This window comes from Rhodoblastus acidophilus (assembly GCF_025961575.1).
Taxonomy (GTDB): domain Bacteria; phylum Pseudomonadota; class Alphaproteobacteria; order Rhizobiales; family Beijerinckiaceae; genus Rhodoblastus; species Rhodoblastus acidophilus_C.
Window position 1 is genome coordinate 95,679 of the sequence record NZ_JAOQNX010000005.1, and the last position, 20,773, is coordinate 116,451.

At 65.9% G+C, this 20,773-nt stretch carries 14 protein-coding genes; 7 read left to right on the forward strand and 7 right to left on the reverse strand.

Annotation, left to right across the window (positions count from 1 at the left end; translation table 11 throughout):
* The first annotated feature begins 64 nt into the window (after positions 1–64).
* Positions 65–580 (forward strand): DUF1269 domain-containing protein, encoded by a 516-nt coding sequence (locus tag M2320_RS05000; RefSeq protein ID WP_264596321.1) that lies wholly within the window; start codon positions 65–67, stop codon positions 578–580.
* A gap of 93 nt (positions 581–673) precedes the next feature.
* Here M2320_RS05000 and M2320_RS05005 read toward each other — a convergent pair whose 3' ends face one another.
* A complete protein-coding gene (locus M2320_RS05005) occupies positions 674–2,518 on the reverse strand; it encodes a phosphoenolpyruvate carboxykinase (GTP) (RefSeq protein WP_210304557.1) in 1,845 nt (614 codons plus the stop codon).
* A 262-nt stretch (positions 2,519–2,780) separates the two neighbouring features.
* On the opposite strand from M2320_RS05005, the gene M2320_RS05010 reads away from it, so the two are divergent.
* The gene (locus M2320_RS05010; RefSeq protein WP_264596322.1) at positions 2,781–3,245 is read left to right on the forward strand and encodes a BLUF domain-containing protein; all 465 of its coding nucleotides are present in this window, start codon (positions 2,781–2,783) and stop codon (positions 3,243–3,245) included.
* A gap of 13 nt (positions 3,246–3,258) precedes the next feature.
* Here M2320_RS05010 and M2320_RS05015 read toward each other — a convergent pair whose 3' ends face one another.
* Both M2320_RS05015 and M2320_RS05020 read right to left on the reverse strand, forming a co-directional pair.
* On the reverse strand, positions 3,259–4,932 hold the full coding sequence (locus M2320_RS05015; protein WP_264596323.1) for a methyl-accepting chemotaxis protein: 1,674 nt from the start codon (positions 4,930–4,932) through the stop codon (positions 3,259–3,261).
* Between the two features lie 193 nt (positions 4,933–5,125).
* Positions 5,126–5,821, reverse strand: a complete 696-nt coding sequence (locus M2320_RS05020) for a pirin family protein (protein ID WP_264596324.1) — start codon at positions 5,819–5,821, stop codon at positions 5,126–5,128.
* A 114-nt stretch (positions 5,822–5,935) separates the two neighbouring features.
* Between M2320_RS05020 and M2320_RS05025 the strand changes: the two genes are divergently transcribed.
* The 5 genes from M2320_RS05025 (at position 5,936) to M2320_RS05045 (ending at position 14,470) form a co-directional block, all read left to right on the forward strand.
* Entirely contained in the window at positions 5,936–6,838 is a 903-nt protein-coding gene (locus M2320_RS05025) for a LysR family transcriptional regulator (RefSeq protein ID WP_264596325.1), read from the forward strand.
* A gap of 32 nt (positions 6,839–6,870) precedes the next feature.
* Positions 6,871–7,224 carry a hypothetical protein gene (locus M2320_RS05030; protein WP_264596326.1) on the forward strand — a complete coding sequence of 118 codons (354 nt, stop codon included), beginning with the start codon at positions 6,871–6,873 and terminating at the stop codon, positions 7,222–7,224.
* A gap of 2 nt (positions 7,225–7,226) precedes the next feature.
* Positions 7,227–8,585, forward strand: a complete 1,359-nt coding sequence (locus M2320_RS05035) for an ATP-binding protein (protein WP_264596327.1) — start codon at positions 7,227–7,229, stop codon at positions 8,583–8,585.
* 247 nt (positions 8,586–8,832) lie between these two features.
* The gene (locus M2320_RS05040; RefSeq protein WP_264596328.1) at positions 8,833–11,298 is read left to right on the forward strand and encodes a TonB-dependent receptor; all 2,466 of its coding nucleotides are present in this window, start codon (positions 8,833–8,835) and stop codon (positions 11,296–11,298) included.
* Positions 11,299–11,350: 52 nt separating this feature from the next.
* Positions 11,351–14,470 (forward strand): efflux RND transporter permease subunit, encoded by a 3,120-nt coding sequence (locus M2320_RS05045; RefSeq protein ID WP_264596329.1) that lies wholly within the window; start codon positions 11,351–11,353, stop codon positions 14,468–14,470.
* On the opposite strand, the gene M2320_RS05050 is transcribed toward M2320_RS05045, so the two are convergent.
* The 4 genes from M2320_RS05050 to nirD all read right to left on the reverse strand — a co-directional run bounded on the left by M2320_RS05050 (position 14,471) and on the right by nirD (position 20,765).
* Positions 14,471–16,171 (reverse strand): bifunctional protein-serine/threonine kinase/phosphatase, encoded by a 1,701-nt coding sequence (locus M2320_RS05050; protein ID WP_264596330.1) that lies wholly within the window; start codon positions 16,169–16,171, stop codon positions 14,471–14,473.
* Positions 16,172–16,284: 113 nt separating this feature from the next.
* Positions 16,285–17,541, reverse strand: coding sequence for an MFS transporter (locus M2320_RS05055; RefSeq protein ID WP_264596331.1), 1,257 nt, complete (start codon positions 17,539–17,541; stop codon positions 16,285–16,287).
* A 17-nt stretch (positions 17,542–17,558) separates the two neighbouring features.
* Positions 17,559–20,216, reverse strand: a complete 2,658-nt coding sequence (locus M2320_RS05060) for a nitrate reductase (RefSeq protein WP_264596332.1) — start codon at positions 20,214–20,216, stop codon at positions 17,559–17,561.
* 216 nt (positions 20,217–20,432) lie between these two features.
* Entirely contained in the window at positions 20,433–20,765 is a 333-nt protein-coding gene (gene nirD / locus M2320_RS05065) for a nitrite reductase small subunit NirD (RefSeq protein WP_184429423.1), read from the reverse strand.
* Positions 20,766–20,773 lie beyond the last annotated feature (8 nt).

Genomic DNA, 20,773 nt, shown 5'->3' on the forward strand with positions numbered 1-20,773 from the left:
GTCGCGCCGGTTCAAGCCGGATCGAGGCCGCAGTCATATTTCGAATTTTTCCGGGGAGCTCGTGATGTCCGACCTTATCGCCATTGTCTATCCCAAGGAGCAGGACGCCGAAGCGGTGCGCGCCCGCCTGTTCGAAATGCAGAAGGAATATCTGATCGAGATCGGCGACGCCGTCATCGCCGTCAAGGGCGCCGACGGCCACGTGAAATTGAACCAGCTGTTCAGCACCACGGCGGTCGGCGCGGTGTCCGGCGGGTTCTGGGGCATGCTGATCGGCACTCTGTTCCTCATGCCCTTCGCCGGCGCCGCGATCGGCGCGGCCACGGGCGCGCTCGGCGGCTCGCTGTCGGATTTCGGCATCGACGACAAGTTCATGAAGGATCTGGCGGAATCCACGCAGCCGGGCAACGCCGTGCTGTTCGTCCTGATCCGCAAGATGACCGCCGACAAGGTTTTGGACGGCATCAAGGGCATGGGCGGCGTGGTGCTGCGCACCTCGTTCGACCATGAAAAGGAGCAGCAGCTGCGCGACGCCCTGAGCCAGAAGCAGGCCGCGGTTCCGCCCCAGCCGGCGGCGTGACCGATCCTACTTAATAAAGAAAGGCGCCGGGCCGTCTCGAGCCCGGGCCTCAAAAGAAAAACCCGAGCGGCGCGCCGCTCGGGTTCCAAAAATTTACTCGGAGGGGCTGAGCTCCCAGACATCGGGAGAGCGCCACAGGCGCGACTTCAGCAATTCGCGCTCGTAGACGAATTCCTTCGGCAGGCGGTCGAAGAATTTCTCGAAATGCACCTCATGGGCGCGCGCTTCCACCGTGCCGGCGTCGCGATCGACCTTCATCAGCTCGTAGAATTTCTCCGCGGGGAAATCGAGCTTGTTCCAGTCGATGTCTTCGTGGCGCGGCATGAAGCCGAGTGGGCTTTCCACGCCATAGCCGCGGCCATGGGCGCGATCGACCACCCATTTGAGCACGCGCATGTTGTCGCCGAAGCCCGGCCACATGAACTTGCCGTTCTCGTCCTTGCGGAACCAGTTGACGCGATAGATGCGCGGCGGGTTCGACAATTTGCGGCCGATCGACAGCCAATGGTTGAAGTAATCGGCCATGTTGTAGCCGCAGAACGGCAGCATGGCGAAGGGATCGCGGCGCATGGCGGCCTGGTTGACCGCCGCGGCGGTCGCTTCCGAGCCCATGGTGGCCGCGAGATAGACGCCGTGCGACCAGTTGAAGGCCTGGAACACCAGCGGCATGTCCTTGGAGACGCGGCCGCCGAAGATGAAGGCCGAGATCGGCACGCCATCGGGATTTTCCCAGTCCGGGTCGACCGACGGGCACTGCGCCATCGGCGCGGTGAAGCGGGCGTTCGGGTGGGCGGCGAGTTCGCCGGATTCGGGCGTCCAGTCGCGACCCTTCCAGTCGATCAGGTGCTTCGGCTTCTCGTCCGTCAAACCTTCCCACCAGATGTCGCCGTCGTCGGTCAGGCCGACATTGGTGAAGATCGAGTTGGCGCGGCAGGCGGCGATGGCGTTGGCGTTGGTCTTGGCGCCGGTGCCGGGCGCGACGCCGAACAGGCCCGCCTCCGGGTTGATGGCGTAGAGTTTTCCATCCGCGCCGGGCTTGATCCAGGCGATGTCGTCGCCGACCGTCCAGACCTTCCAGCCTTCAAAACCGGCCGGCGGCTGCATCATGGCGAAATTGGTCTTGCCGCAGGCGGAGGGGAAGGCGGCCGCGACATAGGTCTTCTCGCCCTCGGGGTTTTCGACGCCGACGATCAGCATGTGCTCTGCGAGCCAGCCCTCGTCGCGCGCCATCACCGAGGCGATGCGCAGCGCCAGGCATTTTTTGCCCAGCAGCGCGTTGCCGCCGTAGCCCGAGCCGTAGGACCAGATCGCCCGGTCGTCGGGGAAGTGGGCGATGTAGATGTTCTTGGGGTTGCACGGCCAGGCCACGTCCTTCTCGCCGGGGGCGAGCGGCTTGCCGACCGAATGCATGCAGGGGACGAAATCCTCGCGATTGCCGAGCACGTCCAGCACCTTCTGGCCCATGCGGGTCATGATGCGCATGCTGACGGCGACATAGGGGCTGTCGGTGATTTCGACGCCGATCTGGGCGATGTGGCTGCCGAGCGGCCCCATGCTGAACGGCACGATATACATGGTGCGACCCGCCATGCAGCCGTCGTAAAGCGCGGTCAGGGTCGCCTTCATCTCGCGCGGGTCCATCCAATTGTTGGTCGGACCGGCGTCGCCCTTGCTCTTCGAGCAGATGAAGGTGCGGTCCTCGACGCGGGCGACGTCGGCGGGATCGGAGCGGCACAGGTAGCTGTTGGGGCGCAGCTTTTCGTTCAGCTTGGTGAAGGTTCCGGCTTCGACCATCTGCTGGCAGAGGCTGTCATATTCGGCCTGGGACCCGTCGCACCAATGCACGCGCGCGGGCTTGCACAGGGCGACCATTTCGTCGACCCAGGCCAGCAGTTTGGGATTGGACGTGGCCGCTCCCTCAGTAACGATTTTTGTCATGTTCATTGCGCTCGAAGCGCTCCCTCTCAACGGCCGTCTAGACAACCCCGCCAATTGACGCCGGAGTTCTAGCCCAAAATTTTTGCGACCGCGACTGAAAAACCTGTGACAGCGCGCCTGCGGCGCCTTCGTCTTTGGTGGAATTCGCCAGAGCTCGCGGGTCGCCGCAGCCAAACGCGACCGGACGGGCGTTGCGCGCGATTACCAAATTTTCAGGACTCCCCTGCGAGATTTGCAATCTTGAGTTGTGAAAGAGATCGCCATGACCGACCCGCTTTATCGCCTCATCTATCACAGCTCCAGCCGCATGGTGGGGGCGGACGACGATCTTGATGGCGCGCTGCGGGCGATTCTTGCTGCTTCCCGGCGCAACAACCTCGATGTCGGCGTCACCGGCGCCCTGATGTTCACCGCCCGCTGTTTCGTTCAAGTGCTCGAGGGACCGCGCGCCGAAGTCGAGCGTCTGTTCCAGAAGATCAAGCGCGACGAGCGCCATGGCGGCGTGGCTTTGGTGAGCTTCGGTCCGGTTGCAGAGCGCGCCTTCCCTCACTGGTCGATGGCCTTCGTCGGCGGGCCCGCTCTCGAGGCGAGGTTCGAGGCTTTCGCCAGGGAGACCGGCTACGAACCCGCGCGCATGAGCGGCGACTTGACCCTGGGCTTTTTGCAAAGCGTGCTGCGCGCCCGGGAGGGGGATGCGCAGGCGTCCGATGGGCGCCTCGCGGGATAGGCGGCGGCGCCGCTCAGGCGGCGAGCATGGTCTTCAGGAATTTGTCGAGCGCCCGGTTCAACTCCTCATTGCGCTCGGACAGGGTTTTGGCGGCGTCGCGGACATGGGTCGAGGCGTCGCGCGACTGTCGGGCGTGAGCCGTCACCTTGGTGATCGCGGAGGACACCGTTTCGGCCCCGCGCGCCGCAGCCGTCACGTTCACGGCAATGTCGTGCGCCGCCTCGTCCTGCTGCTGGACGGACGAGGCGATCGCGCCGAAGCAGGCGTTGAGATCGTGGATCAGCGCATTGATGCCGCCGATCGCCTGCGAGGATTCCGACGTCGAGTCCTGGATCTCCCGGATCTGGTGCGCGATTTCGCTCGTCGCCCGCGCCGTCTGGGCGGCGAGCGTCTTGACCTCCTGCGCCACGACGGCAAAACCCTTGCCGGCCTCGCCGGCGCGCGCGGCTTCGATCGTCGCGTTCAGCGCCAGCAGATTGGTCTGTTCGGCGATCGAGGTGATCAGCCCGACAATGTCGCCGATCCTTTGGGCGGCCTCCGCGAGTCGTCGCACCTTGGCCGCCGTATCCAGCGCGCTTGCTTCGGAGTCCGACGCCATCCGCGCCGAGCCGGCGACGCTTTGGCCGATTTCGCCGACCGAGGCGCTCAATTCCTCTGCCGCGCTCGCCACGGCGCGCACATTGACCGAGGTTTCGTCGGACGCGCTCGCCACGGCGGCGATCTGGAGCGAGGTCTCGTCGGCCGACCGGGTGACGGTTTCAGCGCAGGCGCGCAACTCCTGCGCCGCGGCGGCGACGCCGGCCATGACGCCGCCAACCGAGGCCTGGAACTCGCCGACGATTTCCGCCATCACCTGCTGGCGATGCGCCGCCCGCTCGCTCTCGGCGCAGGCGTTTTGCGCCCGCAAACCTTCGGCCTCGCGCAATTGATGTTGAAAATGGCGGGTGGTGTCCCAGAGCGCGCCAATCTCGCCGCCGACGGTCCTCTGTTCCGGAATTTCGTCGAGATTTCCCGCCGCCATGTCCTGGAGCGCGCGGGTCACCTGTTGCAGCGGACGCGCGATTTTCGCCGCGCCGAACCACAGGGCCAAAGTCACGGCGAGGCCCAGCGCCGCCAGCGAAGCGGCCACCATGACGATCATGGTCATGCGCGAAAACTGGTCTTTTTCCGTGCGCAGCGTCGCCAATCTGGCGGTCACGGCGTCGATATTGTCGGACATGGTTTTTTGCAGGGCGAGCCGCTGCTCGCGCACCTCCGGCGACTTCAGCCCCCGCATGCCTTCCTCGGCGCCGGCGCTGGCCGCGAGCTCCTGCAACGCCAGCCTTTGCTTGACGAAGCCGGCGACTTCCGTCTTGAAGGCGTCGAACCGGGCGGCTTCCCCGGCGGGAACAAGCCGGCTCCAGGCGTCGACATATCCTTCGAGCGCCTTGATATTGCCGGCCATTTCCTTGCGATAATCGTCGCGTTCGGCCTGGGTGCGGGCGATGATCGCGCCGCGGTTCGATCCCGTCACCGCCGCGATGGCGCGGTTGATCTGTTCGGCGTGGAAGGCGCGCTGGGCGAGGGCGTCGAGTTCGTCGGCATAGGCGTTCTGTTTTTGCAGCGCATAGACGCCCAGGCTGACCGAGGCGGCGATCGCCAGCCCCAACATCAGCACCAGCGCCAGAATCCGGCTCGTGATCGTCATGAAATATCTCGCGCAAGGATTGAGGAAATGCGCAGAACACGCGTAAATTGTATAAACTGTGGAATTGCTTAAGGATCGCCTAATCCCGGGGCGCATGGCGGCCCTGCGCTGTGCGCAGAGCCGTTTGGTCAAGAGCGCGTTCGCTGAAAACGCGCTCTCGGCTTCCGCGCTGACGCTCCTTGGCGTCAGCTTGCTAGGCGGCGTCGACGAGAACGAGCTCGCTGTCCTCCAGCGCCTTGACCGTCAAGGTCTCGACATCGCGGATGGCGGCGCCGTCGCGGGCGTTGACGCGCACGCCCTCGATCTCGACCGCGCCGCGTGCGGGCACGAGATAGGCGTGGCGCTCCCGGCCGAGGGCGTAATCGACCGTTTCGCCCGCCCGCAGCGTCGCGCCGGCGACGCGGGCGTCAGTGCGGATCGGCAGCGCGTCGGCGTCGCCAAAACCGGAGGCGAGCACGATGAAGCGTCCGGCGCGGTCCTGTTTCGGGAAGGGCCGGGCGCCCCAGTGCGGGGCGCCGCCGCTCCGGGTCGGGTGAATCCAGATCTGGAACAGAGTGGTCGGCTCGCGCTCCAGATTGAATTCGGAATGGGCGATGCCCGATCCCGCCGACATGATCTGCACGTCGCCGGCTTCGGTGCGGCCGAGATTGCCCAGGCTGTCGCGATGGGTGATCGCGCCGCTGCGCACATAGGTGACGATTTCCATGTCGCGGTGCGGATGGGTCGGAAAGCCGCCGCCCGGCGCGATCGTGTCGTCGTTCCACACGCGCAGCGCGCCCCAGCCCATCCGCGCGGGGTCGTGATAGTGGGAGAAGGAGAAATGGTGGCGGGCGTCGAGCCAGCCATGGTCGGCGGCGCCGAGCGTATCGAAGGGGCGCAGGTCAATCATCTGGGGACTCCTTTGGGTGGCGGCGTGTTCGTCGCCAGGTTGAGACCTATGTAGGCGCATTGAACTGTTCAGATAAGTCGGATAATTTCAGAGACACTTTTCGAGGAAGCTGAAATGACCGAACGCGGCCTGCCCACTTTCGACCAGCTCCAGATCTTCCTCACCGTGGTCGAGAGCGGCAGCTTCGCCGCCGCCGGCCGCAGGCTCAACCGCGCGACCTCGGTGATCTCCTATGGAATCGACAATCTCGAGGCGCAGCTCGGCGTCACCCTGTTCGAACGCGACGCCACCCGGCGTCCGCGCCTGACCGAGGCCGGCGAGGCGGTGCTGGCGGAGGCGCGCGCCGTTCGCGACGGCGTCGACGGCTTGCGGGCGAAAGTGCGCGGACTGCTCGGCGGCCTCGAGGCGGAGGTGCGCCTCGCCGTGGATGTGATGCTTCCCGCGACCCGGCTCGGCGCGGCGCTGAGGGCGTTTCGCGAGGCCTTTCCCACGGTGTCGCTGCGCCTGTCGGTCGAGGCGCTCGGCGCGGTGAGCGGGCTGGTGCTGGAGCGCCGCGCCATGCTCGGCGTCAGCGGCCCGCTGGCGGTGGAATGCGAAGAGATGGCCCGCATCGCGGCGGGTCGCGTGCGTATGATTCCCGTGGCCGCGCCCGACCATCCCCTGGCGCGCGCGGATGCGCTGGCGCCCGGCGCGGCGCGCGACCACATCCAGCTGGTGTTGAGCGACCGTTCGCCGCTCTCCGAGGGCCGCGATTTCGCCGTGACCAGCCCGCGCACCTGGAGGCTCGCCGATCTCAGCGCCAAGCACGCCCTTCTGCGCGAGGGCATCGGTTGGGGCAATATGCCGGAAGAGATGGTGAAGGGCGATCTCGAAACCGGCGCGCTGATCCGGCTGGCCATGCCGGACGATCCCGTCCATCTCTACCCGCTTTACGCGATCCACCGCCGCGACGCGCCGCCCGGTCCCGCCGCCTCCTGGCTGCTGCGCCGTTTTGTCGAGCAGGGCGACGAAGATTGATTTAAGCTCCGCGCTAAAACAGGGAGGACTCTATGAAATTCAAGGTCGCGCGCACGCTCATCATGTTTGCGGTTCTGGGGGCGAACGGGGTTTTGGCGGAAACCGCAAAGCCGATCCGCATCTGGAACCTCACCGCCAGCACGATCACCGACTTCCGTCTCGCCAAGGCCGGGACCAAGGATTTCGGCCCGAACCTGACGCTCGAAGACCAAGACAAGACCATCGAGGTCGATGAACGGCTGAAACTGCCCAAACTCCAACCCGGCGTCTATGACGCCACTTTGACCTTGAAGGATGGCCGGACCTGCCGTCTGTCGGCCTTGAACATCGAAGCCAGCGCCATCGTCAGCATCGACGAAAAGGACCTTAGCGCCTGCGCCAAATGAAAATGTCGCTTAAGCTCCGGATCGACCTGCTCATCGGCGCGCTGCTGTTTCTCGGCCTCGCCGCCGATGTGGCGCGCATGGTGGTGGGCGCGGGGTCGCGCGTGCGCATCGAGAGCGAAAGCATGACGCGCATCACCCGGGACTTCATCACTTCGAGCCTCGCCAACCTGCCCGACGACGAGACCGCGGAGAAAAAGCTCGGGGCTGTCGCGGCCAATCTGACGGAGTTGCGCCACATCAGGGTGACGTTTTCCTCCGATCCCCGCGCGGCCCTGGCGGCGCGCATGGCGACCCCGGACGCCAGCCGCCTCGCCGCGCCCGAATGGTTTTACGCGCTGGTCGGCGCGAGGCCGAGCGTGGTCGTGCTTCCGGCCATGCGCGACGGCCGGCGCCTCGGCGATTTCGTCATCGCCGGCGATCCCGCCGACGAGGTCAACGAGGTTTGGCAGGACGTCAAGACCCTCGCCCTCACCGGCGGGCTGATCGCGCTCGCCGCCTTGTTCGGCGCGAGCCGGATCGTCGCGCGCACGCTGGCGCCGCTGCAAGCCTATGGCCGGGCGCTCGGCCAGTTGAAGGACGGCGATTATTCCGTCCGCGCGGAAGCGCGGGGATCGCCGGAATTTCTCGACCTCTGCGCCAAGCTCAACGCCTTGGCCGAGGCGCTCGACCGCCTGTCGCGCGACAATCGCGACCTGATCGAACGGCTGATGACGGCGCAGGAGGAGGAGCGCAAAGCCATCGCCCATGAGTTGCACGATGAGATCGGCCCGCATCTGTTCGCCCTGCGCGCCAATGCCGCGCTATTGCGCGCGGCCGTGGACAGGGAGCCGGCGCTCGCGCCCCGCGCCGCCGCGATCTGCGGCCAGGTCGAGGCCTTGCAGGAGACCAACCGCCGCATCCTGCGGCGCCTGCGCCCGCCGGCGCTCGACGATCTCGGCGTCGGGCCGGCGTTGCGCAGCCTCGTCGACGGCTGGCGCGAAACCCAGCCGGAGGTGCGGCTCGCGCTCAATCTGCCCGAGGATTTCGAACTCGCGGATTCCCGGCAAAGGCTTGTTGTCTATCGGCTGGTCCAGGAAGCCCTGACCAATGTCTTCAAACATTCGGGCGCTCGCAATGTCGAAATCGCGGTGTCGCGGGATGATGCGGACACGCTGCGCGTGCGGGTCGAGGATGACGGCGCCGGGCTGGCCGCGGACCGGGCGGAGGGCTTGGGTCTCGCCGGCATGCGCGAGCGCGCGCGCGGCTTGGGCGGCCGCGTCGAGATCGCGCGCGGCGCGCTGGGCGGCTGCCGCGTCGAGGCCTGGATTCCGCAATCCTGCGCTGCGCCGCCAAGGGACAAGCGCCTTGTCGAGAATAGTTGAGGGTTAGCCGGGAGCGGCCAAGCTTAGGAGGCGAATAGAGTTCGGGAAAAATTCCCTAACATTTTGGGATCGTCTCCTAATTTGCATCTTTATTGTAGCGATTTTGCAACAGGGAAAATCAAAACGCTGTCGCGGCAGCGCTTGTTCCCAAAGGATAATTGCCCCACGTCACGATAAGGAATTTAATTCTCTTGTTGCGCTAAATCGCGCAAGGGCGCGCAAAAAATGCGCTCAACGGGGGGAAGTCATGAAGCGTGCAAGTCTTTCGGTCGCGAGCGTTCTCGTCGCCCTGGGCGTCACCGGCGTTCACGCGGAAACCGTGACGCCCTTGCCCGACATCAACGTCACCACGGACACGCCCGCCGCCCCGCGCCCCGCTGCGCCGTCGCCCGTCGCCCCCGTCGTTCGCGCCGCGCCGGTCGCGCCCGCGGCCCCCGTCGTCGCCGCGCCGCCGCCTTCAGCTCCGCGCGTGGAGCCGGTCATCGACAGCCGCCCCTACACCAACACCCATGTCGACGAGGCGCAGATCCAGCGCGCGGGCTCGGCCATGGTCGGCGACGTGCTCGAACGCACCGTCCCCGGCGTCACGCTGCAATCGACCACGGGCAACCCGCTTTCGCCCGACGTCGAATATCGCGGCTTCGTCGCCTCGCCGACGACCGGCACGCCGCAGGGACTCGCGGTCTACCAGAACGGCGTGCGCATCAACGAATCCTTCGGCGACGAGGTGAACTGGGACCTGATCCCGACCCTCGCCATCGCCTCCATGGACCTCGTCTCGAACAATCCCGCCTATGGCCTCAACGCGCTCGGCGGCGCGCTGAACATCAGGATGAAGAACGGTTTTACTTACCAGGGCGGCAAGTTCGACATTTCCGGCGGCTCCTATGGGCGCGTCCAGGCCGGGTTCGACTATGGCCGGCAATTCGGCCAGTTCGCCCTCTATGGCGCGCTCGAATATTTTCACGACGATTCCTACCGCTATTTCAACGGCTCCAGCGCGCGCCGCTTCTACGGCGACCTCGGCTATCGCAATGACGGCCATGAAATCCACCTGAACGTCGGTCTCGCCGGGACCAATCTCGGCTCGGTCTCGACCTCGCCCATCCAGATGGTGGAGCAGAACTGGGCGCAGACCTATACGACGCCGCAGACCACGTCGAACCAGATGGGCATGGTCAATCTCACCGGCCAGTTCACCCTGACTCCGGAATGGACGCTGAACGGCAACGCCTATGTGCGCCGCTTCATCCAGAAACACGTCGACGGCAATCCGACGGAGGCCCAGGCCTGCCCCGACGCCCCCGCCAGTCTCTGCTTCCAGAATGGCGACGGATCCTTTTCGCCCGCCAATGGCTTGAACGGCGCGCAGATCTCGACGAGCAGCGTTCCCAACCCCAACGATCTGCCGCTGGGCCAGATCGACCGCACCGGCGTCATCACCACCAGCCTGGGAACCGCCTTCCAGCTCACCAATTCGGGCGTGCTGTTCGGCTTCAAGAACAATTTCAGCATCGGCGCTTCGTTCGATTACGGCATGAGCTCCTTCTCCAGCTCCTCGGAGCTGGGCGTGGTCAATCCGGACTATGTCGTGAGCGGCGCCGGCGTCTATCTCGGCGATTCCGGCAGCCCCGTCGTCATCGGGCCGACCAGCGTCCACACCATCAACCGCTATTTCGGCGTCAACGCGCTCGACTCCATCGAGGTCAACGACCGGCTGACCCTCACCGGCGGCGCGCGCTTCAACCTCGCCGCGATCTCGCTCTACGATCAGTTGGGCGGCGACGCCAACGGCCAGAATCAATTCACCCACGTCAATCCGCTGGCCGGCTTCACCTACAAGCTGACGCCCGGACTCCAGCTTTACGGCTCCTACGCCATGTCCAACCGCGCGCCGACGCCGCTGGAGCTGGCCTGCGCCGACCCGAACCACCCCTGCCTGCTCGCCAGCGCGCTGATCTCCGATCCGCCCCTGAAACAGGTGGTGGCGCAGACCTTTGAAGCGGGCCTGCGCGGACAGAACGATTTCGGCGATTATGGCGCGCTGTCGTGGAAGCTCGGGGCCTTCCAGACCCGCACCGACAACGACATCTACAATGTCGTCGACACCGCGGTGATCGGCTACGGCTATTTCGCCAATGTCGGCGCGACGCTGCGGCGCGGCGTCGAGACCGTGGTCAACTACAAGATCCAGGACCTGACGCTGCGCGCGTCCTACACCTATCTCTATGCGACCTTCCAAAGCGCGTTCCAGCTCAATTCCTTCGGGCCCTCCTATGCGGCCGACGACGGCGTCGAAAACGTCAAGCCCGGCGACCAGATGCCGATGATCCCGAGCAATCGCGTCAAGCTCGGCGCCGACTGGGACGTGACGCCGAAAGCCCGGATCGGAACCGACCTGCTCTTCGTCGGCCCGCAACGCTATGTCGGCGACGAAGCCAACCAGAATCCGCGCCTCCCCGGCTATTTCACCGTCGGCCTGCACGGCTCCTGGAAGGTGCTCGACAATGTCGAGTTTTACGCGCGCGCCGAGAACGTTCTGGACCGGCGCTACTACCTTTACGGCACCTATTTCGACACGACCCAGCTGTTCCAGGCCTTCACCAATCCGCAAAGCGTGACGCCGGCGCAGCCCCTGTCGATTTATGGCGGCATCCGCGTCACGTTCGACGCGCCCAAAACCGAGGCGGTGGCGGTGGCGGCGAAATATTGACGTTCTGAACGCTTCGCTGCAATCAAGGGAGGTCGCGGCGAGGGGGACTTGAATGGAGGCGTCGTCACCCGGGTCGTCGGGGTTTCAGGCGCATCTCATCGCGGCGGCGATCCGGCGCCGCTGGATCGTGCTGGGCGTGAGCTTTTTGCTGCTGGTGTTCGGCGTCGACGCCCTCACCCGCGCCAAATACGACGTCTTCCCTGAATTCGCGCCGCCGCAGGTCAACATCCAGACCGAAGCGCCGGGTCTGGCGGCGCTGGAGGTCGAGGCGCTGGTCACCCAGCCGCTCGAAAACGCCATAGCCGGCGCCATCGGCGTCAAGACCCTGCGCTCCACCTCGACCCAGGGCCTGTCGGTCGTCACCGTGACCTTCGCCATGGGCAGCGAAGCCCGGCTCAACCGCCAGATCGTCGCCGAGCATGTCGCCAGCGCCGCGCAAAACCTGCCGGCCGGCGTCAAGCCGCCCGTCCTGACGCCGCTGACCTCGTCGAGCAGCACGATCCTGATCGTCGGCCTCACCTCAAAAAGCCGCGATCTCATGGATGTGCGCACGGTCGCCGACAGTCTGGCGCGACCGCGCCTGCTCGCGGTTCCCGGCGTCGCCAAGGTCGCGGTGTTTGGCGGCGAGCTGCGGTCGCTGCAATTCCAGGCCCGGCCCGAAGATTTGATCCGCGCCGGAATTGGCTTGGACGAGGTGGTCGCCGCCGCGCGCGGCGCCATCGGGGCGAAGGGCCTTGGCCTGGTCGAGACGCCCAACCAGCGCCTGCCCCTGCGCGCGGACGCGCCGCCGCTCTCGGCGAAGGCGCTGGGCGAAATCGTGCTGGCGAGCAACGGATCGTCCCGCACCCGCCTTGCGGATGTCGCCGACGTCACCCAGGCGCCGGAGCCGGCCATTGGCGGCGCGTCGGTGATGGGGCGGACCGGCGTCGTGCTGCAGATCTCCGGCCAATATGGCGCCAACACCGTCGAGGTCACCGAATGCGTCGAAGCGGCGCTGGCGGGGCTGCGCCCGACGCTGGAGCGCGAGGGGATCGACCTCGACGCCACCTTGTTCCGCCCCGCCAATTTCGTCGCCGTGACCAAGCAGGGCGTCGGCGACGCGCTGCTGCTCGGCGGCGCGCTGGTGATCGTCGTCCTGTTCCTGTTCCTGTTCGATATCCGAACCGCCGCCATTTCCTCCATCGCCATCCCGCTGTCGCTGCTGGTCGCCGTGCTGGTGCTGGACGCCTGGGGGTTCACGCTCAACGCCATGACGCTGGGCGGGCTCGCCATCGCCATCGGCGAGGTGGTCGATGATGCGGTGATCGATGTCGAGAACATCGTGCGCCGCCTGCGCGAAAACCGCGCAAAGGCCGAGCCGCGGCCTGCGGCGCAGGTCGTGCTCGACGCCTCGCTGGAGGTGCGCGGCGCCGTCGTCCATGCGACCATGATCGTCATGCTGGTGTTCCTGCCGGTGCTCACCCTGCCGGGCGTGGCGGGCAGTTTTTTCCGGCCATTGGCTTTGGCCTATCTGCTGGCGCTGATCGCTTCGCTGGCCACGGCCCTGATCGTCACGCCGGCGCTGTGCATGACGCTTCTGGGCGGCGAGGCGCGCAAAACCTCCAAAACCCCGCCGTTGACGACCGCTCTGCGGCGGCCCTTTGAGGCCGCGCTCAGCATAATCGCGCGGCGCCCGCGGGCAGTGATGGCGACGGTGATCGCGGCGACGCTGGGCGCGCTCACCCTGCCGCCGTTCTTTCAGAACGCGTTTCTGCCCGAGTTCAAGGAGGGCCATTACACCCTGCATATGACCAATGCGCCCGGCAGTTCGATTGCGGAATCCTTGCGCATCGGCGGGCTGGCGACCGACCTTTTGAGCGAACTCAAATGGGTGCGTTCGGTGTCGCAGCGCGTGGGCCGCGCCGAACTCGCCGACGACACCGGCGGGACCAACGCCAGCGAGATCGAGGTCGACCTCAAGCCGGGCCTGAACGGCGCGCAATTGAGCCGCGCCGACCGCGAGGTGCGGAAAAGCATCGAGGAATTTCCCGGCGCGCGGTTTTCATTAAAACCGTTTTTGACCGAGCGGATCGAAGAGGTGGTCGCCGGCAATGGCGCGGCGGTGGCGATCAATGTTTTCGGCGACGATCTCGCCGCGCTCGATCAGACGGCGGCGCAAATTCTTGCCGTTCTGGAGAAGACCAGGGGGAGCCGGGATGCGCGGCTGCGGGCGGCGCCGTCGACGCCTGAGATCTCGATCCGGTTGCGCGACGACGATCTCACCCGCTGGGGGCTGCGGCCGGCGCAGGTGATGGATGTGGTCCGGATCGCCTGCCAGGGCGAGGTCGTGGGCCAGGTTCACGACGGCCCGCGCGCAAAAAATGTGATCGCCACGCTCGCTCCCGGCGCGCGCAATGCGGTGGAGAAAATCGCGGATTTGCCGTTGCGTGCGGGAAACGGCGCCTTTATCGCGCTGCGCGATGTCGCCGATGTCGCGCAGACGACGGGACGCGCCCAGATCGATCATTTGGGCGCGCATCGCATGGTGACGGTGGCGACGGACGTGTCCGAAGCCGATGTCGGCGCCTTTGTCGCCCGGGCGCGCAAAGCCGTCGCCGCCCAGGTGAATCTGCCGCGCGGCGTCTATGTCGAATTCACCGGCGCGGCGGAAGCGGAGGCGCAGACGCGGCGCGACCTGATCCAGCATGCGTTGTTCGCCTTCGCCGGCGTGGTCCTGGTGCTCTCGCTCATCACCAGGAATGCGCGGAACCTCGCGCTGGTGCTGCTGAACCTGCCCTTCGCCCTGATCGGCGGCGTGCTCGCGGTGCAACTCCAGGGCGCTGTGCTGACCATCGGCTCGATGGTCGGCTTTGTCGCTTTGTTCGGCATTTCGCTGCGCAATTCCATCATGATGATTTCGCATTACCATCATCTGGTCACGGTCGAGGGCATGGACTGGAGTCTCGCCACCGCGATCAAGGGGGCCGGCGACCGGCTGATCCCCATTGTCATGACCTCGCTGGTCACCGCGCTCGGCTTGGCGCCGCTGGCGATCGGCGCCGCCGAGCCCGGCCGCGAGGTTCAGGGCCCGATGGCGACGGTCATTCTGGGCGGGCTGATCAGCTCGCTCCTTCTCAACCTGTTTGTGCTGCCGACCTTGGCGCATCGCTTCGGCCGCTTCGGTCGCGCGTGATCACCTGCGAAACAGCGACACCGCCAGGAGAATCGCGAGCAAGGCGCAAAGCCCCTGCCAGAACAGCAGCGGGTTTCGTTCATAGAGCGGCGTCTTCCGCGCCACAGCGGGTCCGCCGCGTCTCGCCCCGTTCTCGATCTCGAAGGCGAATTCGAGCACGTCGGCATGGCGTTTGGCCGGATCGACGGCAATGGCCTTGAAGATCGCGCCTTCCAGCCAGGCGGGCAGATCGGGCCGCTTCGCCGTCAGCGAGGCCGGTTTGCCGAACCGGGGTTTGGTGAACGGCTCGATCTCGCCAAAGGGATAGGCGCGCGTGAACAGGCGATAAACGGTGACGCCGAGCGCGAACAGGTCCGTGGCTTCATCGCCCTGCGCGCCGGCAAAAAATTCCGGCGCCATATAGGAGGGCGTGCCCGGCGCATGGATGTCGGGAAAGTCGTCCAGTTGCGGCAGGCGCGCGACGCCGAGGTCGAGCAGTTTGATGCCGCCGTCCCGCAGCAGCAGGATGTTTTCGGGCTTGATGTCGCGGTGAATGACGCCGGCGCGATGCAGGGTCGCTATCGCGCGCGCCATGCGGGTGGCGAGCAGCGCGCCATCCTCCAGGCTGATCGGCGGCTCGCGCCTGAGCCGGGTTTCGAGCGTCTCGCCCTCATAGAACGGCATCACCGAATATAGCCGCGTCTGGCGCTCGGGCGGCAGTTCGATGGTTTCGGCGATCCAGGGACTGCGCACGCGGCTGGCGACAAAAGCCTCGTTGATGAAGGCGCGTCGGAAAACTTCGTCGTCGGCGACCGCGGGCTTGGGAAATTTTAGCACGACAGTCTGGCTGGTGCGCAAATCTTCGGCGCGCAGCAGACGGGCGTAGCGTCCGTCGGACAGCAGCGCATCGATGCGGAAGGCGTCGACGACCGCGCCGATCTCCGGCAGGACCGAAATGGGGAGAGCGTCAAAAGTCTGAGAAATATCCTCGGCGCTGGCCGGCGGCGCGTCGAGAATGTCGATGACGAGCGCGGTGCAATTGTCGGCGCTTCCGGCCGCCAGCGCCGCGGCGACGAGGTCCTGCGCCGTACGGTCGGGCGCGGCGCGCTGGTCCAGGATTTCGCGTAAGCTCGCGTCGCGCAGGCCGCCATGCACGCCGTCGCTGCACAGCAGATAGCGCTCGTGCGGGCGCAAGGAAAATTTGCGGTGATCGATCGGCAGGTTGTTTTCGACGCCGACGGCGCGGCGCAAAACACTCAGGTCGCCGCGGCCCATCACATGGTCTTCGCTGAGTTGTTCGAGCGCGCTTTCACGCAGTCTGTACAGCCTGGAATCGCCAACATGGACGCAATGGCCATCACGCCCGTCGAGGATGAGCGCGGTAAAAGTGGTGGCCATGCCGGCGCGTTCGGGATCGACGCGGCCTTGCGCCACGATCCAGTCGTTGATGGCGCTGAGCGCGCGGGCGGCGGCCTGTGGCGCGCCGAGCGAGGCGGGCAGGCCGAAGAACCCATCGAAAAAACCGCGCACGCAAAGTTCGGCGGCGTCGCGTCCGCCCTGGCGTCCGCCGACGCCATCGGCCAGCGCGGCGACGGCGGCGCGGCGCGCGTCCACGCGCGGCCGGCCGATCCGGGCGGCGGCATAATCCTGGTTGTCGGCGCGCTTGCCTTTGTCCGAGGCGAAGCCGATCTCGAAGCGCAGGTCGTGGTCGAAACGGGACATGAAGGGCCGGGACGTGGCTCCCTCTCCCCGCTTGAGCGGGGAGAGGGCGGGGGTGAGGGGCAGGGGCGCTAGCCTCGGCGCCCTCAGTCGTGTCGGTCGGGCGATCGGCGTCGTCAAATCCGCGCGCCGGACACCGCGCCCCAGGTGGTGCGCCAGCGGTTCTTGACAAAACTCAGGCCGGCGACGCCGAGCAAAGCGAGAACCGAGAAGAACAGGAAGCCGGCCATGAACCCGCCGGTCATGCCTTTTGACGTCGCCAGCGCCTTGGCGAGGAAGAACCCGCCCAGGCCGCCGGCGAAACCGACCAGACCGGTCATCACGCCGACTTCGTTGCGAAAGCGCTGCGGCAGCAATTGGAACACCGCGCCATTGCCCATGCCCAGGCACAGAGTGCCCACGGAAAACAGGGCGACCGCCAGCCATCCCATGGCGGGAAGCTGCATCAGCGACCAGCCGCCGCTCGCGGGCGCGGGGCCTTCCGGCAGCAGGGCGACGCCGAAATAGCAGGCGGAGACCACCACGAACATGAAGGTCAGCGATTTGATGCCGCCGATGCGGTCGGCGATGGCGCCGCCCACCGGGCGGAAGGTGGAGCCGAAGAACACGATCAGCGACACCATCAGCCCCGCCGCCACCGGAGTGACGTGGAAATGGGCGGTGAAATAGAGCGGCAACGCGGAGGCGAGACCGACAAAACCGCCGAAGGTGATGAAGTAGAAGAACATGAACCAGCGGCTGTCGGAATCCAGCAGCAGTTTGCCATAGGAGGCCAGAGCGATGGGTTTGACCGAGCCGGGCGCGTCCTTGACCGTAAAGATGTAGATGGCGAGGATGATGATCATCGGGATCAGAAGCGCCGCATAAACCCCTTGCCAGCCGAAAACTTCGGCGATCGAGGGCGCGAACAGCGTGTCGAGCACCACGCCCATATTGCCGGCGCCGGCGATGCCCATCACCAGACCCTGCAATTGCGGCGGATACCAGCGGCTGGCCTGCGGCAGCGCGACCGAGAACGAGGCGCCGCCGAGGCCGAGCAGCGCGCCGAAGATCGCCACTTGGCTGGGCGTTCCCAGCCCGAATTTCCAGACATAGAGGCAGGCGACGGTCATGATGATCTGGGCGATCACGCCGGTGATTTTCGATCCGATCGTGTCGGCGAGAATGCCCATGGGAATGCGCAGGATCGCGCCGGACAGCACGGGAATGGCGACCAGGGTCAGCTTCTGCTCGACCGGAATGTTCATTTCCCGGGCGATATAGACCATCAGCGGGCCAAGCGAGACCCAGGCCATAAAGCTGATGTCGAAATAGAGGAAGGCCGAGAGAAGCGTCGGCCAGTGCCCGGCTTTCCGGATGTCGGAGAGTTTCATATGCGCCCTTTCTGCTGTCAGACTGTAGCGGCTTGCGCCGCGGTGTGAAGGAGCCTTTCAATTTCGGGGCGGCAGGAGCCGCACCCTGTTCCCGCGCCGGTCGCGTCGGAAATCTGGGCGACGCTGATCAGCGCCTTGTCGCGGATCGCATCGAGAATGGTGTTCACGCCGACGTTGAGGCAGACGCAGATTTTGCGGCCGGGATCGCGGGCGTCTTTCGGCGGTTGTCCCGCCAGCAAGGCGAGCGGTGCGGCGCCGGCCGCGAATTGTTCCGCAGCCCAGGCGCGGGCGACGGCGACCGGCTGCGCCGCGAGATAGAAGGCCCCGAGAATTTGGTCGTTTTGGGTCGCGACGCAACGGTAGCCGCCGCCGCGCTCGTCGCGGAGCGCGGTGAGTTCGGCGTCTTGCGCTCCCAAAAGTTTTCGCGCGAAATCTTCGGGCTCGGCGAGCGGGGAAAAGCCCGCCAGTTCGATGCGCCAGCCGCCCGCGGTTCGGGCCAGCGCCCAATAGTCCGCATCGATTTTTTCCGACTTTTCGCGCGTCAGCGCGAAGGCGAACCAGAGCGGTGAAACAGCTTCCGCAGCGACCGTCGCCGCCTTGCTTTCCGGCTGTCCGGAAACCGGATCGACCACGGGCGCGACCAGTTTTCCCACACGGGCGTTGGCGGCGAACTGCTCGCTCCAGTGGATCGGGACGAAGATCGAGCCCGGTCGTTGCCGATCGACGATCTGGGCGCGCAACAGCACGTCGCCGCGGGTGTTGCTCAACCGCAGGAGGCCCGCGGGTTCGACGCCGAGCCGCGCGGCGTCAAGAGGGTTGAGTTCGGCAAAGGGCTCGGCGATGTGCTGCGACAGTTTTTCGGCGCCGCCGGTGCGCGTCATCGTGTGCCACTGGTCGCGCAGGCGGCCGGTGTTGAGCACGAAGGGCGCGCCGGCGCTCGGCGCCTCCGCCGGCGCGCGAAACGGCGTGGCGACGAAACGCGCCTTGCGTCCGGGCGTGAAAAATTTTCCGTCGGCAAAAAAACGTTTTGGCGCATCGCTGGGCGTTTCGCCCGCCGGCGCCGGCCATTGGAAGGGCGCGAGGCGGTCGTACTCCGCCGCGGAAATCCAGGCATAAGCTGAAATGTCGAAGTCGCGCGACCCGCCGTTCTTGTCACCGCTGAGCCGCGCATGTTCGGCGAAAATCTGTGCGGGCTTGTCATAGGCGAAGGCGTCGCCAAACCCCATGCACCCAGCGACATCGCAGATGATGCGCCAGTCGGCGCGCGCTTCGCCCGGGGCAGGGCGCAGCGCCCGCTGGCGCGAGATGCGGCGCTCGGAATTGGTGACAACACCGTCTTTTTCGCCCCAGGCCAAAGCGGGGAGCAGCACATGGGCATGGGCGTTGGTGTCGGTGTTTTCGGCGACGTCCGACACCACCACGAACGGGCATTTGGCCAGGGCCTCGCGGATGAAATCGGCATCCGGAAGACTGTCGACCGGATTGGTCGCCATAATCCACAAAGCCTTGATGCGCCCGTCATGAACCGCCTTGAACAGGTCCACGGCCTTGAGGCCCGGCTTGTCCGGAATCGGCGCCGGCGCTTTCCAGAACGTGCTGACCAGCGCGCGATGAGCCGGGTTTTCGAGGTCCATGTGGGCGGCGAGCATATTGGCGAGGCCGCCGACCTCACGCCCGCCCATGGCGTTGGGCTGGCCGGTCACCGAGAACGGCCCGCACCCCGGCTTGCCGATCCGCCCGGTGTAGAGATGGGTGTTGATGATGGCGTTAACCTTGTCAGCGCCGGCCCAGGACTGGTTCACGCCCTGCGAATAGACGGTGACGCAGTTTTCATGCGCGGCGACGAGGTCATAGAAACGGCGCAGATCGTGCGGCGGCACACCGGTCACCTCCGCCACCCGCGAAAGAGTCCAGTTGCGCGCCTCGGCCAAAGCCTCGGCGAGGCCTTCCGTGTGCTGATTGACAAAACGCTTGTTGGCCTTGCGGGCCCGGCGCAGCGCGTCGAGCAAGCCGAGAAACAGGGCGACGTCCGAGCCTGGCGCGAGTTGCAGATTCAGATCGGCGATCTCGCTGGTCGCCGTGCGGCGCGGATCGATGTTGACGACGATCGGCTTTCCGCGACGGTTCTCGCGAGCGGCGGCAAGGCGTTGGAACAGAATGGGATGGCACCAGGCGAGATTGGAGCCGGTGAGCACGACGAGGTCGGCTTGTTCAAGGTCGTCGTAGCAGCCGGGGACGGTGTCGGAGCCGAAAGCGCGCTTGTGCCCGGCGACCGAGGACGACATGCACAGGCGCGAGTTTGTGTCGATGTTGGCGGAGCCGACAAAACCTTTCATCAGCTTGTTGGCGACGTAATAATCTTCCGTCAGCAATTGCCCGGAGACATAGAAGGCGACGGAGTCGGGGCCGTGCGTTTTGATGCTGTCGCGAAATTTTTGCGCCACGAGATCGAGGGCTTCATCCCAGTTGGCGCGGGACCCGTTGATGCGCGGATGCAACAGACGACCGTCGAGGTCCATCACCTGATCGAGCGCGGAGCCCTTCACGCACAGGCGACCGAAATTGGCGGGATGATTTGGGTCGCCCGCCACGGAGATTTGGTCGCCGTCAACGGTCGCCTTCACGCCGCATCCGGTGCCGCAATAGGGGCATGTGGTCTTGATCGTTTCGGACATTCTTTCCACTCGCGAGGGACTTTCTTCTCCCCTTGCGGGAGAAGGTGGCGCCATAGGGTGTCCGCAGGACGCCCGTCTCTCGACGGGCTATGGCGCCGGATGAGGGGGCGCCGCCGCCGCCTCGATTGTTGTTCGCGTGTGACGAACCCCTCATCCGTCTCGACGCTGCGCGCCGAGCCACCTTCTCCCGCAAGGGGAGAAGGAGGGCGCCGTCACTCACGCCGGGGCCAGCACGCCCATGTCGATGTAGATGTGGCCGCGCTCGATTTTCGTCGGGAATTTTTTCGCGCAGCCGTGGTCCGCGCCGGTCGCCTCGCCGTCTTCCAGATTGATGATCCAGTTGTGCAGCGGACACGCCACTTTTCGGCCGTGGACAATGCCCTCGCTCAGCGGCCCGCCCTTGTGCGGACAGCGGTTTTCCAATGCGAAGATTTCGTTGCTGGCGGTGCGGAACACCGCGATCTCGCGGCTTGGGGTGCGCACGGTGCGCGCGCCGCGCAGCGGAACGGCGGAGACGGGACCGACGTCGAACCAAAATTTCTCTTCCATGACAAAAT

Excerpts from the sequence above, each read along its gene's own strand:
- M2320_RS05050 (WP_264596330.1), bottom strand. The coding sequence starts at position 16,171 with ATGTCCCGTTTCGACCACGACCTGCGCTTCGAGATCGGCTTCGCCTCG.
- M2320_RS05005 (WP_210304557.1), bottom strand. The coding sequence starts at position 2,518 with ATGACAAAAATCGTTACTGAGGGAGCGGCCACGTCCAATCCCAAACTG.
- M2320_RS05025 (WP_264596325.1), top strand. The coding sequence starts at position 5,936 with ATGACCGAACGCGGCCTGCCCACTTTCGACCAGCTCCAGATCTTCCTC.
- M2320_RS05055 (WP_264596331.1), bottom strand. The coding sequence starts at position 17,541 with ATGAAACTCTCCGACATCCGGAAAGCCGGGCACTGGCCGACGCTTCTC.
- M2320_RS05035 (WP_264596327.1), top strand. The coding sequence starts at position 7,227 with ATGTCGCTTAAGCTCCGGATCGACCTGCTCATCGGCGCGCTGCTGTTT.
- M2320_RS05015 (WP_264596323.1), bottom strand. The coding sequence starts at position 4,932 with ATGACGATCACGAGCCGGATTCTGGCGCTGGTGCTGATGTTGGGGCTG.
- M2320_RS05040 (WP_264596328.1), top strand. The coding sequence starts at position 8,833 with ATGAAGCGTGCAAGTCTTTCGGTCGCGAGCGTTCTCGTCGCCCTGGGC.
- M2320_RS05010 (WP_264596322.1), top strand. The coding sequence starts at position 2,781 with ATGACCGACCCGCTTTATCGCCTCATCTATCACAGCTCCAGCCGCATG.
- M2320_RS05020 (WP_264596324.1), bottom strand. The coding sequence starts at position 5,821 with ATGATTGACCTGCGCCCCTTCGATACGCTCGGCGCCGCCGACCATGGC.
- M2320_RS05000 (WP_264596321.1), top strand. The coding sequence starts at position 65 with ATGTCCGACCTTATCGCCATTGTCTATCCCAAGGAGCAGGACGCCGAA.
- M2320_RS05030 (WP_264596326.1), top strand. The coding sequence starts at position 6,871 with ATGAAATTCAAGGTCGCGCGCACGCTCATCATGTTTGCGGTTCTGGGG.
- M2320_RS05045 (WP_264596329.1), top strand. The coding sequence starts at position 11,351 with ATGGAGGCGTCGTCACCCGGGTCGTCGGGGTTTCAGGCGCATCTCATC.
- M2320_RS05060 (WP_264596332.1), bottom strand. The coding sequence starts at position 20,216 with ATGTCCGAAACGATCAAGACCACATGCCCCTATTGCGGCACCGGATGC.
- nirD (WP_184429423.1), bottom strand. The coding sequence starts at position 20,765 with ATGGAAGAGAAATTTTGGTTCGACGTCGGTCCCGTCTCCGCCGTTCCG.